Source organism: Ruegeria sp. AJ12 (assembly GCF_056536245.1).
On record NZ_JBQFJJ010000001.1, the window covers coordinates 2,893,271 to 2,908,029 of the forward strand.

Below are 14,759 nucleotides of genomic sequence, written 5' to 3' on the forward strand. Positions count from 1 at the left end.
GCAGAGTTGGGCGGAGTCGGGCCATCGGCTTGACTCCGTTTTCCTTTGCACCCTTTCTTCCGCTCAGGAGAAGTGCCATGGCCAAACAATTCGATCAGGAACTTGAAGACCGTCTGATGCGCTACGCAGCCATCGACAGCCAAAGCGACGAGACGTCCCCTTCAACGCCCAGTACGCCCATTCAGTTCGACATGCTGAACCTGTTGCAGCAGGAACTGACGGATATCGGGGCGCAGGATGTCGAGGTGACCGGCGACAGCGTCGTTGTGGCGACCATTCCCGGCACCGCCGAAGGGCCGACCGTTGGATTTTTGGCCCATGTCGACACCGCCCCTCAGTTCAACGCAACCGGCGTCAAACCACGGGTCATCAAGGGTTACAACGGGGGCGAGATCACCTTTCCGGATGATCCCGAACTGGTCCTTTCACCGGACGCACACCCTTATCTGGCCGAAAAGATTGGCCATGATCTGATCACCGCCTCGGGGACGACCCTGTTGGGGGCCGACGACAAAGCCGGCGTGTCGATCCTGATAACCATGGCGCGACACCTGATCGAAAACCCCGACATCCCGCACGGCCCGATCCGTATCGCCTTCACTCCGGACGAAGAAATTGGACGCGGCGTGACGGAGCAGCTTCCCAAGGACCTGAAGGCCGATTTCGCCTATACGCTGGACGGGCAGGAACTGGGCGAGATCGAATACGAGAGCTTTTCTGCCGACCGCGCGGTAATCCGGATCGAAGGCGTGTCGATCCACCCGGGACTGGCCAAGGACAAGATGGTGAATGCCACTCATCTGGCCGCCAAGATCGTGCAGACCCTGCCGCAGGCGACGATGACGCCCGAGGTCACCGACGGGCGTCAGGGATTCATCCATGTAACCGACATGAATGGCGGATCGTCCGAGATGGAGATCAAGCTGATCCTGCGCGATTTCGAGATGGACGGTCTTGAGGCGCAGCGCGATCTGGTGCGCAAGGTCTGCGACGCGGTACAGGCCTCGGAACCCCGCGCGACAATCACCTGCGAGATTTCTCACCAGTATCGCAACATGCGCTATTGGCTGGAAAAAGACATGACACCGGTCGATCTGGCGCGCGAGGCGTGCCGTGAGATGGGGATTGAGCCGCTGTCCGTTCCGATCCGAGGTGGTACGGACGGATCCCGCCTGACCGAGTTTGGCACGCCCTGCCCCAACCTGTTTACCGGCATGCAATGCATCCACGGACCTTTGGAATGGATCTCGGTTCAGGATATGGCTCAGGCCACCGAGCTGTGTCTGTCGGTCGTGGCCAAGGCGGCGCAGAGCAAAAGCAACACTCAGGGCTGAAATCCGATGGTAAGGCGACTTTTCTTTCGTCCCGGGGCCAAAATGGTAAGTTGGCCCGAACAGGCATTTAGGAACGTTTGATGCAACGCTACGAATACAAGGTTGTTCCCGCCCCTCAAAAAGGCGCCAAAGCCAAGGGCGTAAAAACGCCTGAGGGACGGTTTGCAACATCGGTCGAACAGTTGCTGAACGAAATGGGCGCGGATGGTTGGGAATATCAACGCGCCGAGCTTCTGCCCAGCGAAGAGCGATCAGGCCTGACCGGGTCGACCACAAACTGGCGGAATGTTCTGGTGTTCCGGCGCGTAATTGAAGCGGACGAGATTGTGTTACCCACCCCCGGCCCGACCGAAACGCCTGAGGGTGTGCCGCTTGCGCAACCCGTTCCCGGTCCGGACACGGTGACCGCCCCAGCGCCAATTGCAGAAGAGGCCAAAGACCCGCCCCTGACGCTGAAGGATGCAGAGACCGAAGTGGACAAGTCGGAAAAAGCCTGAGCCACGGACGCCATCACCAGGCGGGATTGCGAGGGCAACCAATGACCTCGGGGAGTTTGGAACAATGAATACCAAACCCTCGGCAGTCTTGAGCTGGCGTCCAGCCCTTTAAGCAGTACCGGCAGCACCCTTGGGCTTTGCCCCCGTGCCACGCACCTTAACAAACCGGCTCAGTACATCGAACCAGAACGGCGCGCCCAGAATGGACGCAAAGGCGGCAAGAAGCCATCCCGGAATGTGGTAGTGAATCGGCGGACCATCCTCCTGCCACCCAATACCGAGTTTCTCCAGGTCTCCATAAAGTTTTGATAATTTGTCCAAATTCTCTTCGGGCGTAGGTGATGAGGCTCCGCCAGCGGGGTCGGGTTGCTCGTGTGCGCTGATAAAGGCTTCGGCCTCGGCAACCAGACGCGCCCGCAGGACATCGTCCTGATACAAATCCGACGAGAGCCGCACAACGTCGAGGTTGAACGAAACGGCAAGCGCGAATCCGACGACAAACGAAACCCACTGCTGATAGCGTTTGAACCGGCCGGACAACCGGTCCATGGATCCGTCAAACCAGTTCTCAATCGCAGCTTCCAGATCGCTGGCGCTCTTGATCGACTCATCCACCAATCCGGAGAGAAGGTTTCTGAGTGGCTCCAGCCTGATTTGGGATATGACACCACGCAAGTCACTGAACGTCGTGTCACTCCATGATTTGTCTTCGCCTTCGGCCTTCAAAACGGTCAGAAGGAGCGCGCGGGAGAACATGGGGCCGGAAATGTAGGACGGATGGTCGATCACGTTCGGTTCGTCAGACGTAGGTTGGCCGTTTTGCTTTGCGTTCCAACCAATTAGCAGCCTCTGACCGTAAAAGTGTTTTCGGTATTCCGGGTCGGAAACGATCTCGGAAATAGCCGCCTTCAGAACTCTTGCTCGTAATCGAAATACGGACGCGATCAGCTCCGTAACAGCTGTAGCAAGCAGACTTAAAATGAGAAAAACAAATACAATTGCGATGCCAATTTCCAAGTATACAGACATAATAATCCCCCAGAAAATGCAACAAATTTAACATAATTTCTTAGCACCTCAAAGCGTGACAGCCTTTGCAGCCATTCTGCCTGCCCTGCCCAGCGCAGCTGAGGCCGCGTTTCCTCAACCTGTTACAAACACCCGTTACGGCGTGTTACATGGGCCGGCCAATGCGCCCATATCAGACCCAAACGTGACACGATCCAACGGACCTCGATATGGAACACCTCTTCTCCCAAGTTCATACGATTGCCCTGGTTGTTGCCCATTGCTCAGCCGTTCTGCTTTGCACCTACCTCACCCTGAACCTGCGCCAGCCACAGCTTGGGCTTTGGCCCAGCGCCAGCGGATGGCGCCATCACGTTGCCTTTGGCCTGTTCCGGTTGTTTTGCGGTGCGACTGTCGTGTTTGCCTTCAGCGAGGTTTGGGTGAACGGTTGGGGATACTGGGTGCGCTATGCCATCGGCGTGCCGATCATGGTTCTGTCTTTCGCCATCACGCTGTGGGGGTACCGGTTTCTGGGCCTCGACAACACCTATTGCGAAAGCGAGGGGCTGGTGACCGGCGGCATGTATGCCTATTCCCGCAACCCGCAATATGTGACGTCCGTTCTGGCCACGGTGGGTCTGGGCATTGCCAGCGGCTCCGTCATGACCCTGATACTGGCGGCGATCCTGTTCGCGATCTACTTTCTGTTCGTTCTGAACGAGGAACGGTGGTTGTTGCAGGGCTATGGCCGCGCCTTTCAGGACTATATGCAATCCACGCCGCGTTTCGTAGATGAACGCAGCCTGATCCGCGTGCGCGACGCCATTCTGGATTGAGCCGTCTTTCGCGCCGATAAGGCCAGTTTCAAAGAAAGATCCCGTCAGCGTTTGGCGCGCGCGGCTTTCCCTTGCCCTTGCCCGCAATATGTTGCACCACACACGGGTTCAGACCCGGCTTACGGGGCAAAGGATAAGGACAAGGCGCATGGCTGACGGATCGATCGATATCAACGCAAAACCAACCGAAGAGATCTCGGTCCGTGAAGTGTTTGGCATTGACAGCGAGATGGCCGTCAAAGGCTTTGCCGAGCGTGTTGATCGTGTGCCGGTGATCGACCCGACCTACAAGTTCGATCCCGAGACGACATTGGCCATTCTGGCGGGTTTTACGCATAACCGCCGTGTGATGATTCAGGGCTATCACGGAACGGGCAAATCGACCCATATCGAACAGGTCGCCGCCCGCCTGAACTGGCCCGCCGTGCGTGTGAACCTGGACAGCCATATCAGCCGGATCGACCTGATCGGCAAGGACGCGATCAAGCTGCGCGACGGCAAGCAGGTGACTGAGTTCCACGAGGGCATCCTGCCCTGGGCGCTGCGCAACCCTGTCGCCATCGTCTTCGACGAATATGACGCGGGCCGCGCCGACGTGATGTTCGTGATCCAGCGTGTGCTGGAGCATGACGGCAAGCTGACCCTGCTGGATCAGAACGAGATCATCACGCCGAACCCAAATTTCCGCTTGTTCGCCACGGCGAACACGGTCGGTCTGGGCGACACCACCGGCCTCTATCACGGCACGCAGCAGATCAACCAGGCGCAGATGGACCGCTGGTCTCTGGTCTCGACGCTAAACTATCTGAGCCATGATGCCGAAACGATGATCGTGCTGTCCAAGGCACCGCTGTATAACACCGAAAAAGGCCGCAAAACCGTGAGCCAGATGGTCACTGTCGCCGACCTGACCCGGACCGCCTTTATGAACGGCGACCTGTCCACGGTGATGAGCCCGCGAACCGTGATCAACTGGGCCCAGAATGCCGAGATCTTCCGCGATGTGGGCTATGCTTTCCGCCTGTCCTTCCTGAACAAATGCGACGAGTTGGAGCGCCAGACCGTTGCCGAGTTCTATCAGCGCTGCTTTGACGAGGAACTGCCGGAGAGTGCGGCGAGCGTCAGCCTGGGGTGACAGGGGGTCCGCGATGCATATCGGCTTGATTGGCGGGATTGGAGTTGCGGCGACGGTGGTTTATTATCAGCGGCTGAGTGCGGCTGTGACCGCGCGCGGTAAACCGTTGGAGCTGACCATTGTCCATGCGGATGTGCAGGAGTTGATCCGCAACAATCTAGCGGATGAACGGGACGTACAGGCGCAGGTTTACGCCGGACTCATTGATCGCTTAGGGGCGGCAGGTGCGGATTGCGCGGCGATCACATCGCTGGGCGGGCATTTCTGCTATGACGAGACTGTACCGCTGTCTTCGTTGCCGCTTGTTTCGGCTGTGAAACCTTTGGATGCGTATTTCGCCGCGCAGGGATTTGGCATCGTCGGGTTGCTGGGGACGCGGGTCGTGATGCGGACCAAGCTCTACGGTCAGCTGACGCAGACCCGGGCGGTTGCACTGGAAGACGAGATTGAAACGCTGGGGCAGACCTATCAGGATATGGCGGTTGCCGGGGTTTGTACCGATCGGGATCGCGCGCTGTTTCTGGACGCAGGCCGCCGGATGGTGGATGATTTGAACGCCGACGCCATTGTGTTGGCCGGGACCGATCTGAATCTTGCCTTTGACGGGCAGGAACCGGGATATGCCGTTGTTGATGCGCTGGATGTGCATGTGGATGTACTGGCGCGTCTGGCAAGTGATGAGTTGACGCTTGAAGAAGCAGGGGCGGACAGATGAGCAAACCCAACGACAACCCCGCTGATCCGTTCAAGAAGGCGCTGGCCGAAGCCACCAAGGTGATGGCCGACGATCCTGAACTGAACGTCTCGTACACGGTCGATCCCTCGGGTCTGTCGGGCGAGTCGATGCGGCTGCCTCAGGTCTCCCGTCGGATGGCCCGTGAAGAGGTTCTGTTGGCGCGTGGGACAGCGGATGCTCTGGCCTTGCAACGTCGCTATCACGATGACGCGACCCATGCGCGCTATGCGCCTCCGGGTGATATGGCACGCGATCTGTATGAAGCGATGGAGACTGCGCGCTGCGAGGCGATGGGCGCGCGCGACATGCCCGGAACGGCGTCAAACATTGATGTAAAGATCGGGCATGAGGCAATCCGGCGCGGCTATGATCAGTGCAAGCAGCCTGCGGATGCGCCTTTGGCTGTGGCGGCGGGCTATCTGATCCGGCACCTGGCGACCGGGCGCGACATGCCCCCGGCGGCCGAGAATGTCATGAACCTGTGGCGCGGGTTTATCGAGGAACAGGCCGGCGGGACGCTGGAAAACCTCGACGAAATCCTTTCGGATCAGGCGGAATTCGCCAAATTCGCGCGTCAGATGATCAAGGATCTGGGATATGGCGACCAGCTGGGCGACGACCCAGATGAGTTGGACCAGGATCAGGAAGATCAGGCCGAGGACGATGCCGAGGAACAACCCGATCCCGACAGCACCGGTCAGGACGATCAGGACGAACAGGACGCCGACGCCACACCCGAGCAGACGCAGGAAGAGCAGCAGGATCAATCTCAGGCACAGGTCTCGATGGATGAGATGGCCGAGGATGAGATGGGCGACGAGGCGGAGATGCCCGAAGGCGAGGCCCCGCTCGAGCCGCCTGCCCCGCCGCCTGCCTCCGAGGCCGATCCGGACTATAAGGTCTACCTGAACACCTATGACGAAGAGATCGCGGCCGAGGATCTGGCAGAGCCTGCAGAGCTGGAACGCTTGCGAGCCTATCTGGATCAGCAGTTGGAGCCCCTGAAAGGGGCGGTCAGCCGGCTGGCGAACAAGCTGCAGCGCCGGTTGCAGGCGCAGCAGAACCGCAGCTGGGAATTCGACCGCGAAGAGGGCATTCTGGACGCGGGACGTCTGGCACGGGTCGTCGCGAACCCGACCACGCCGCTGAGCTTCAAGGTCGAAAAAGATACCGAGTTCCGCGATACCGTTGTGACGTTGTTGCTGGACAATTCAGGCTCGATGCGCGGGCGTCCGATTTCCATCGCAGCAATCTGTGCCGATGTTCTGGCGCGGACGCTGGAGCGCTGCAACGTGAAGGTCGAGATTCTGGGCTTTACCACCCGGGCGTGGAAAGGCGGTCAGGCGCGTGAGGCATGGCTGAACGATGGACGGCCGCAACAGCCGGGGCGTCTGAACGATCTGCGCCACATTATCTACAAAGGCGCGGATGCCCCGTGGCGGCGCGCGCGGCCCAATCTGGGCTTGATGATGAAGGAGGGTCTGCTGAAGGAGAACATTGACGGCGAAGCCCTGGAATGGGCGCATCGCCGGATGGTGGCGCGGCGCGAGCAGCGCAAGATCCTGATGGTGATCTCCGACGGGGCCCCGGTCGATGATTCAACGCTGAGCGTGAACCCGGCAAATTATCTGGAAAAACACCTGCGCGACGTGATTGCGATGGTTGAGAAACGCAAGATGGTGGAGCTGCTGGCCATCGGCATCGGCCATGACGTGACCCGGTATTATGACCGCGCTGTGACGATTACGGATGTGGAGCAACTGGCCGGAGCCATGACCGAGCAACTGGCAGCCCTGTTTGACAGTGACCCGCGGGCGCGGGCGCGGGTCATGGGCATGAAAAAAGCCAGCTAACCGCGCAGGCGGTGCCGGATTTGCAGTGTGGAAGACGGCCTGATAAGGTGACGCAGTATCCATCGGAATCCGCGCAGGGGTTTGGTTGACCGTCCGCGCGGTGGTGACGTTTGAAATCGCCGCGCCGAGTGGCGAAGCAATGCGATGTCGAATGGCGGCATCATGAAAAAACTCCTTTCCTTGCCCTGTATTATGCCTGCCGCTGACCCGACGCGCTTGAAGGGTTTCTTGAGAAACTCCTGAGAAACCCCTGAGATTGTTGTTGAACCTTGTGGCTGCCGTTCAAACGAGGTGTATTTGCCCCATGCGCTATGAATTTGCAGATTGTGTACTGGATGTGGATCGGCACGTGCTGTTGCGCGGCGGTGAAACCGTGCCGGTTGAACCTCAGGTTTTTGACCTGTTGGAGTTGTTGGCCCAGCACCCCGGCAAGCTGGTCGCGCGTGACGAAATTGTCGAACGGGTTTGGGACGGTCGCTTTGTTTCGGACTCGACAATCAGCGCCCGGATCGCGGCGGCCCGGAAAGCCGTGGGTGATGACGGCAAGGCGCAGCGCATCATTCGGACGATCGTACGGCGCGGGTTTCAGCTGGCGACCGAAGTCCACCAAGTTGCCGATACGACCTTATGCGAAGACAGGCATACGCAGCAGTTGCGATATGCCCGGGGCCGGGATGGCCGGGCCATTCCCTACACAGTGTCCGGAGAGGGGTTGCCCGTTCTGCGTATCGGGTCCGTCGTACATGATCTGGAAGCAGAATGGCGCCTGTCGTCTGAACGCACGCGGCTGATGGATATGGCAAACCGTTTTCATCTTTTGCGGTACAACAAAGATCACGCTGCCATCTCGAACACTGCCAATCAATCCGTTTTCGAACACAGAATAGACGAAATCCTGACCGTAACTGAGGCTGCAGGCTTTGATCGGTTCTCAATCATCGGCGAACTTGGCGGGACCTTTACCGCCCTGCATTTTGCGACCCGATACCCCGAGCGGGTTTCCAAACTTGTGATCTCGGGTGGATGGGCCGAGGGGCGGGATCACCGGGCAGGTTCAAACCAACCCGATGCAATCCGAACGCTTATTGCCGAAGGCTGGCAAACACCCGGTGGCGGATATGCACTGGGTTCGACGCTCAGCTACTTTCCCGACGGTCCGTTGGAGAGCGTGCGGCACCTGGTGACCGAGATGCAGGCGCTCTATTCACGCGAGCAGAAGCTGCAGTATCGGGACATTGCCAACAGCACCTCGGTTCTGGACCTCTTGCCCAAGGTTGATTGCCCGACGCTGGTTCTGCATGGGCGTCACGCCGCCGTTCATCCTTTGTCCGAGGCGCGAAAACTGGCGGCGGGCATTCCCAATGCATCCCTGGTGATCCTTGAGACGGGGAACCAGATTCCGCTGCCCGGCAATGATGCGTATGCCATCTATATTCAGACCATTCAGCGTTTCCTGGATGAGACCCCTTGATCGACCGCAAGTCGGCGTCTGGACATTTGGTACCCGCCACCGCAAGTTTCGGCGAAATCGCAACGCACGAGGCCCTCATGTTCCAATCTTTCCAAGTCACCGCGCGCCCGGAACAGGGACCGCCCCGGCTGTTGGCCTTGCGGGAAGAACTCAGGCATGAGGGGCTGAACGGGTTTCTGATCCCGCGGGCGGATGCGCATCAGGGAGAGTATGTGGCGCCACGGGATGAGCGGCTGGCGTGGCTGACCGGGTTCACCGGCTCGGCGGGGTTTTGCGCTGCGCTGACCGACGTGGCGGGCGTGTTTGTCGACGGGCGCTATCGCACTCAGGTCAAGACGCAAGTGGCCGAGGATTTCACACCGGTGCCATGGCCGGATGTCAGCCTGAGCGCGTGGCTGAAGGAGCAGTTGCCGAATGGCGGGAAAGTCGGCTTTGACCCGTGGCTGCATGCGGCAGGCCAGATCTCAGGAGCCATGGACGAACTTGCGGGCAGCGGCATCGAATTGGTGCGATGCGCCAATCTGGTGGACCGGATCTGGGATGACCAGCCCGCCCGCCCGATGAACCCTGTCAGATCGCATCCGATTGAATTTGCAGGAGAAACGGCAGAGAGCAAGATTGCGCGACTGGCAGACGGCTTGCGCAAGTCAGGGTGTTCGGCAGCAGTGATCACCTTGCCGGATTCGATCATGTGGCTGTTGAACATCCGCGGCTCGGACATCGCCTATAACCCGGTGGCACATGGCTTTGCCATTCTGCATGACGATGGCCGGGTGGACCTGTTCATGGCCTCTGAAAAGCTGACAGAGATCGGCGATCACCTGGGCGCCAGGGTATCGGTGCTGGACCCAGCGGCGTTTCTGGACTGTGTCAGCGCGCTGGAGGGGCGCATTCAGGTCGACGCCAGCACCGTACCGCAGATCGTGGCGGATGCCTTGGACGACCGGATGGTCGACGGGGGCGATCCTTGCGCTTTGCCCAAGGCCTGCAAAAACGCGGCCGAGATATCGGGCAGCGCCGAGGCGCATCTGCGCGACGCCGCCGCTGTTGTGGAACTGCTGTGCTGGCTGGACGCGCAACCGCCCGGCAGCCTGACTGAAACGCAGGTGGTGACGCGGCTGGAAGAGAGCCGCCGCCGCGACAACGCTTTGCAGGACATTTCGTTTGATACCATCGCCGGAACCGGACCAAACGGTGCCATCATGCATTACCGCGTGACCGAAGAGACGGATAGCCGGTTGGAAGAGGGTCACCTGCTGGTGCTCGACAGTGGCGGCCAATATCTGGACGGCACGACCGACATCACCCGCACAATCACGATCGGCGAGGTGGGCGATGAGGAAAAGGCCTGTTTCACCCGGGTGCTCAAAGGCATGATCGCAATGTCGATGCTGCGCTGGCCGGTTGGTCTGGCCGGACGGGATATCGAATGCGTTGCGCGCATGCCGCTCTGGCTGGCCGGGCAGGACTTCAATCATGGGGTCGGGCACGGGGTTGGCACCTATCTGAGCGTCCATGAGGGACCCCAGCGCCTGTCCCGGGTCAGCCATGTGCCGCTGAAGCCCGGCATGATCCTGTCGAACGAGCCTGGCTATTACCGTGAGGGGCATTTCGGTATTCGCATCGAAAATCTGGTTGTGGTGCAGGACGCCCCCCTGTTGCCCGGCGGCGACGCCGAGCGGGCGATGCTGTGCTGGCGCACGTTGACCTACGTGCCGGTTGATCGGCGGTTGATCGTCGCCGACATGCTGACGGCCGAAGAACGCAAATGGCTGAACGCGTATCACCGCGATGTTGCGAAAAAAATCCGGCCAAGGCTGGGCGACGCGGCGCAACTGTGGTTGGATGCCGCCACCGCGCCGGTCTGACACCGCGCTGTTACACGGAAAGGGCAAAGGAAAGGCCCAAAGACGACGAGGGAAGGAGCAGGAATGACTGAAATCAAGATCCAAAAGGCACCGGGCAAATGGAGTGTCCGCTCGGGCGGTGCGATTCTGGGCGAAACAAGCGACGCGCTGGAGCTGCACGAAGGCGATCTGGACCCGGTGATCTACTTTCCGCGCTCGGACATCGCGATGGCCTTTCTGGACCGCACTGATAAGGTCACCCATTGCCCGCACAAGGGCGACGCCGCCCATTTTTCCATCGTGAACAAGTCCTCGGTGACTGAAAACGCTGTCTGGAGCTACGAAGACCCGATCCCGGCGGTGGCCGAGATCAAGAGTCATCTGGCGTTTTATCCACTGGACTCCGTGAAGGTCGAACAGATCTAGGCGGCGTTAGTCTTCGCCGGTTCACGCTGTTCCGCCAAGAGCAATCGGTTGCCAATCGTCGATGACTGGATTGAGCCCACTTCAACCGATGCTGCGCGTTGCTCGAACGTCAGCTTTGCGTTGAGCATTCTAGGTGCGTTGTCAGGCTCATAGATTAAATCCAGAAACTGGTTCTAATGGTTCTGACCCACTGGAGTCCCAGTACTAGCTGCCATTTCGAAAGCGTTGCAGTGTCTGCGGATAATTCGATGGAAAACTCCAGACAGCTTCGCCCGGAGCACGCACAAGCCCGCGCGCTTGAGGATCTCGGTCTGTAAGCAGAGAAATGAACAGGTCACTGCTGGCCCAGGGCGAAGACCGAAAGTACCAATGCCCGTTTCCTGTATCGGCTGCTTCGGCCTCGGTCACATCGATGATATGTAGGGTTTTCATCTCAGACAGTCGGCGCTGGAACAGAGACCCATTTATTGCTTCATCGGAAACTTGACCCAGACGGTCGCGGCCGAAGACCAACCGTGACATCGCCAGCGCTGAATCGGTCTGCGATTGATAGAGTGTCGCACCTATAACGGCATCCAGAAGGCCGTCTTCAATTGATTGCAAGAAATAGCTTCGATCAAGATCGCTGCTGATCAGGATCAACTGCCCCAGCCGCGGCTTTGGCCCAGGCCGCAAAGCAATCTGATAGGCGGCTTCAAATGCGAGCCTTGAGCCTGCGCTGTATCCTATAAGGTGAATGCGCCGGGCGTTGGTGTTTGCCGACAAGTATTCGACAAGAGACCGCAAATTGCGGCGCGTCGCCAATGCAGATTCCTGATCCCGAAAATACGCCAAGCGATTGGGTGTAGCGGGCCAGTTGTAGCTGATGAAGGCGCCCTGATAGCCCAGAAAGTGTTGCAACTCTTTGGAGACAAGGGTCGAGTAATCAAAATCGACATTGTAGCCATGGACATAGATGAAAATGTCATTGTTGCCTGAGGCTGCAAGCTGATCGTCAACCTGTTGGGCAAACTGACGGCCGGCTGCCTGCATCTCTTGTGGCGATGGTGGATCGTCTATGTAGCGCGTGGTGCTGAAAGGCATAACGCCTATTTCTTGTACGTCAGATACGCTGAGCGTGTAGTCCCTGGCGCGTTCGCGTGTCATGGTAATACGGCGGAGATCTTCCCATGAACTCAGCGGCGGGTCGCTTTGTACATCGACGAGTCCAGCGCGCAGAACATGACCGCGCTCATTGTTATAAAAGGCTTGTGGGTCGCCGGGAACCACGGGCAGCCGATCTGTGGCGTAGAATAGCTGCGAACGTTGCACAAAATTGTCTGCCGTGATGTCCTTGTAAGGGTCAAAAGCAGCCTCGGTATAGACCGTTGGGGACGGCATCAGGTCAATATCGTCATAGATATTTGGCCCGCAGGCAGCGAGAACACAGAACGAACACACGGTTGCCGCAGGCAAAGCTCTGGCAATCAGCCGCCTCGTCGTTACTTTCCTCAATTGCCTTTGTCCGACTGTTAGCATCCGGCTGCAATTGTCTGTCCCAAGCATGTCGGCACTGCTGCTCGCGCCTTGGCGCGACTTCGGTACTTCAAACCTGTTTGTGTTCGGCATGGCTACCTCTCGCATCATGCCCGTATTCAGAAGCCGTAAGTCACGCCCAACACAGGTCCGGATTGTGAGAGCTTGAACCTGTTTTGACCTTCACCCTTGTCGACCATGATATAGCGATAACCTGCGCGCAAATTCCACTTTGGAGAGATGGCATAACCTATCGTTGCCAAAAACTGTGCGGTTTCGCGATCTGAGCGAAATCCACCGTAGTCTGCCAAGGCAATGGCCGACCATCGGTCATTGATCTGATACCGAATACGGGCCGCAATCAGAGGATCTATCCAATCGTCGCTGGCACTGGAACTTGGTGCTGGGGTGGGACCGCCGACCAGCGTGATTGTGCTGCTCGTCTCAAACCAGCGAAACCCACCGCCCAGATCGACGGCCAGGTTTTGATCCTGATAGGCCGTGTAAGCGGCATAGCCACTGAAGAACTGCGTCTTCAGACTGGTTTCGGCGCCGCTGAACACCGGGCCGGGAGTGTCACCGTCAAAGGACAGGTCTGTGCGCATGTAGTCCGCGATCAGCGACCACCGGCCATTTCGCGCTTCAATCGTACCCATGAATGCCAAATCAAGGTTTTCAACCGCCTCACTGAAGCTGAGTTCTGACTCTAGCGAGCCAATGGTTGTCTTGGTGTCCGCGGCGTAGATATAGAAGCTGCCAAAAAAACTCCGGTCGGAGTCCTGCGCCACTGCTGTTGATCCACCGAGCAGCGTCGTCGCCGCAACCAGAAAACTGCTTGCGATACACCGTATTTTTAAGCACTCCATGGCCCGCTCCCCCCCTTTTTGCCTATCCCGAGTTTGAGGTGCGGCAAAAGATGGGCCGCGCCGTAGTCCTGTTACGTTTCACAATCGCATTCGACCGGGTCGAGTATCGGAACAGATGCCGTGTGGCTATTCAGCTCGTTTGCGCGATATTCGGAAGGTGTCTGACCGGTCCATTTCTTGAAGGCCCGTGTCATAGCGGTCGCGTCAGAGTACCCCAACTGATCTGCAATATCGGCCACCGACTTTTCGGATTTGGCTAGCAGATGTTTGGCGCGATCACATTTGGCTTCGATCACTATACGAGAGAGTGATGTCCCATAAGCCGCAAGCTGGCGATTGAGAACGGCGCCACGAGCACCGCATGCTCTGGCAAGCGTCGCAACCGACAGGTCACTTCGCCCAACCATAGAGTTGGCAACGCTCTGGATCGATCTCAGCAAGTCTGTCGGAACTGGGTTTTTGTCGTCTTGAAGTGTTGACGCAGCCAAGGTCGCAGTTCGGTTGGTTACTTTGAACAGAAGCCAGGCGCTTGGGAAGCGGACGGAATATCCGTCTGGCCCGGCACCGACGGCCCGGATACCGAAGAAGTATGACGGGAGCAGATCGGGGCGGTTCACCCGAACAAGAACCTTGTTGGCTTCCCAATGTGGACCGGCGGTTTCATGCAACAACGTGGCCCACCGACTGATCTGAAACGCATCCATATAGGCAGGAGAGCAGCGCGGCGTGAACCTGCGTTTGGCAGAAAGCACGGCGTAGTCTCCGGAGACATCAAGTGCCATCGTGACCGCATTTGTATTGTTTCCCACATGAACGCAGAACCTGGCGATGAAACCGGCCAGGGAGTTTGCGGCGCGAAAGGCCTGCCCGAATGGGGATGAAACGGTCGGATCAGACGTCTGGCCGACGAGTGCCGGAAAGTCCGGCGATGTATTTTGCGCGACGGCCTCGAACACGGCATAGACCGTATCGTGTGGAATGAAGCAATTCGGTGCTCTTAGTTCCGGAAACGAAAGGTCGAAACCTGCAAGAAGACTGTCTACCGATCGACCGGATTCCCGATATGCCATCAACAGCGGCAGAAGAACCCGCCCACGTGCCAGCGGCGGTGTTTTGTGGTGAGCGTTTCGGTCCTGCCCCGTCATCATACATCCTACAAGTACTGAAATGGAACGATTGAGCACACCAAGCATAGCCCGGCGCGGCTTGGTGTCCCTGACCTGTGTCAAAGCCGA

General features: G+C 58.5%; 13 protein-coding genes. 9 read left to right on the forward strand and 4 right to left on the reverse strand.

What is annotated here, in order from left to right:
• Positions 1-77: 77 nt before the first annotated feature.
• Together pepT and ACR3E0_RS14430 are read left to right on the forward strand one after the other, a co-directional pair.
• Positions 78-1,334: a peptidase T gene (pepT, locus tag ACR3E0_RS14425; RefSeq protein ID WP_480479504.1), complete on the forward strand. Its 1,257-nt coding sequence runs from the start codon at positions 78-80 to the stop codon at positions 1,332-1,334.
• 80 nt (positions 1,335-1,414) lie between these two features.
• A complete protein-coding gene (locus ACR3E0_RS14430; protein WP_480479505.1) occupies positions 1,415-1,831 on the forward strand; it encodes a DUF4177 domain-containing protein in 417 nt (138 codons plus the stop codon).
• Positions 1,832-1,939: 108 nt separating this feature from the next.
• Here ACR3E0_RS14430 and ACR3E0_RS14435 read toward each other — a convergent pair whose 3' ends face one another.
• Positions 1,940-2,860 carry a hypothetical protein gene (locus ACR3E0_RS14435; protein WP_480479506.1) on the reverse strand — a complete coding sequence of 307 codons (921 nt, stop codon included), beginning with the start codon at positions 2,858-2,860 and terminating at the stop codon, positions 1,940-1,942.
• Between the two features lie 209 nt (positions 2,861-3,069).
• On the opposite strand from ACR3E0_RS14435, the gene ACR3E0_RS14440 reads away from it, so the two are divergent.
• From ACR3E0_RS14440 to ACR3E0_RS14470, 7 genes are all read left to right on the forward strand, one after another.
• On the forward strand, positions 3,070-3,675 hold the full coding sequence (locus ACR3E0_RS14440) for a methyltransferase family protein (RefSeq protein ID WP_480479507.1): 606 nt from the start codon (positions 3,070-3,072) through the stop codon (positions 3,673-3,675).
• 148 nt (positions 3,676-3,823) lie between these two features.
• Complete coding sequence (cobS, locus tag ACR3E0_RS14445) at positions 3,824-4,810, forward strand: cobaltochelatase subunit CobS (protein ID WP_480479508.1); 987 nt, start codon at positions 3,824-3,826, stop codon at positions 4,808-4,810.
• A gap of 13 nt (positions 4,811-4,823) precedes the next feature.
• Entirely contained in the window at positions 4,824-5,525 is a 702-nt protein-coding gene (locus ACR3E0_RS14450) for an aspartate/glutamate racemase family protein (RefSeq protein WP_480479509.1), read from the forward strand.
• Entirely contained in the window at positions 5,522-7,399 is a 1,878-nt protein-coding gene (gene cobT, locus ACR3E0_RS14455) for a cobaltochelatase subunit CobT (protein WP_480479510.1), read from the forward strand. The genes ACR3E0_RS14450 and cobT overlap by 4 nt, the downstream gene beginning before the upstream one ends.
• Positions 7,400-7,703: 304 nt before the next feature.
• Positions 7,704-8,870 carry an alpha/beta hydrolase gene (locus ACR3E0_RS14460; RefSeq protein WP_480479511.1) on the forward strand — a complete coding sequence of 389 codons (1,167 nt, stop codon included), beginning with the start codon at positions 7,704-7,706 and terminating at the stop codon, positions 8,868-8,870.
• Positions 8,871-8,947: 77 nt separating this feature from the next.
• Positions 8,948-10,738, forward strand: coding sequence for an aminopeptidase P family protein (locus ACR3E0_RS14465; RefSeq protein WP_480479512.1), 1,791 nt, complete (start codon positions 8,948-8,950; stop codon positions 10,736-10,738).
• A gap of 63 nt (positions 10,739-10,801) precedes the next feature.
• Complete coding sequence (locus ACR3E0_RS14470; RefSeq protein WP_480479513.1) at positions 10,802-11,143, forward strand: DUF427 domain-containing protein; 342 nt, start codon at positions 10,802-10,804, stop codon at positions 11,141-11,143.
• 204 nt (positions 11,144-11,347) lie between these two features.
• On the opposite strand, the gene ACR3E0_RS14475 is transcribed toward ACR3E0_RS14470, so the two are convergent.
• The 3 genes from ACR3E0_RS14475 to ACR3E0_RS14485 form a co-directional block, all read right to left on the reverse strand.
• On the reverse strand, positions 11,348-12,598 hold the full coding sequence (locus ACR3E0_RS14475) for an alpha/beta hydrolase (RefSeq protein ID WP_480479514.1): 1,251 nt from the start codon (positions 12,596-12,598) through the stop codon (positions 11,348-11,350).
• Between the two features lie 179 nt (positions 12,599-12,777).
• Positions 12,778-13,524: an outer membrane protein gene (locus ACR3E0_RS14480; RefSeq protein WP_480479515.1), complete on the reverse strand. Its 747-nt coding sequence runs from the start codon at positions 13,522-13,524 to the stop codon at positions 12,778-12,780.
• A gap of 71 nt (positions 13,525-13,595) precedes the next feature.
• Positions 13,596-14,669 carry an AraC family transcriptional regulator gene (locus tag ACR3E0_RS14485; RefSeq protein ID WP_480479516.1) on the reverse strand — a complete coding sequence of 358 codons (1,074 nt, stop codon included), beginning with the start codon at positions 14,667-14,669 and terminating at the stop codon, positions 13,596-13,598.
• Positions 14,670-14,759: the final 90 nt, after the last annotated feature.

Coding starts and splice junctions, on each gene's coding strand:
- ACR3E0_RS14430 (WP_480479505.1), top strand. CDS start 1,415: ATGCAACGCTACGAATACAAGGTTGTTCCCGCCCCTCAAAAAGGCGCC.
- ACR3E0_RS14470 (WP_480479513.1), top strand. CDS start 10,802: ATGACTGAAATCAAGATCCAAAAGGCACCGGGCAAATGGAGTGTCCGC.
- ACR3E0_RS14450 (WP_480479509.1), top strand. CDS start 4,824: ATGCATATCGGCTTGATTGGCGGGATTGGAGTTGCGGCGACGGTGGTT.
- cobT (WP_480479510.1), top strand. CDS start 5,522: ATGAGCAAACCCAACGACAACCCCGCTGATCCGTTCAAGAAGGCGCTG.
- ACR3E0_RS14465 (WP_480479512.1), top strand. CDS start 8,948: ATGTTCCAATCTTTCCAAGTCACCGCGCGCCCGGAACAGGGACCGCCC.
- ACR3E0_RS14435 (WP_480479506.1), bottom strand. CDS start 2,860: ATGTCTGTATACTTGGAAATTGGCATCGCAATTGTATTTGTTTTTCTC.
- ACR3E0_RS14485 (WP_480479516.1), bottom strand. CDS start 14,669: ATGACGGGGCAGGACCGAAACGCTCACCACAAAACACCGCCGCTGGCA.
- ACR3E0_RS14440 (WP_480479507.1), top strand. CDS start 3,070: ATGGAACACCTCTTCTCCCAAGTTCATACGATTGCCCTGGTTGTTGCC.
- ACR3E0_RS14460 (WP_480479511.1), top strand. CDS start 7,704: ATGCGCTATGAATTTGCAGATTGTGTACTGGATGTGGATCGGCACGTG.
- ACR3E0_RS14480 (WP_480479515.1), bottom strand. CDS start 13,524: ATGGAGTGCTTAAAAATACGGTGTATCGCAAGCAGTTTTCTGGTTGCG.
- cobS (WP_480479508.1), top strand. CDS start 3,824: ATGGCTGACGGATCGATCGATATCAACGCAAAACCAACCGAAGAGATC.
- pepT (WP_480479504.1), top strand. CDS start 78: ATGGCCAAACAATTCGATCAGGAACTTGAAGACCGTCTGATGCGCTAC.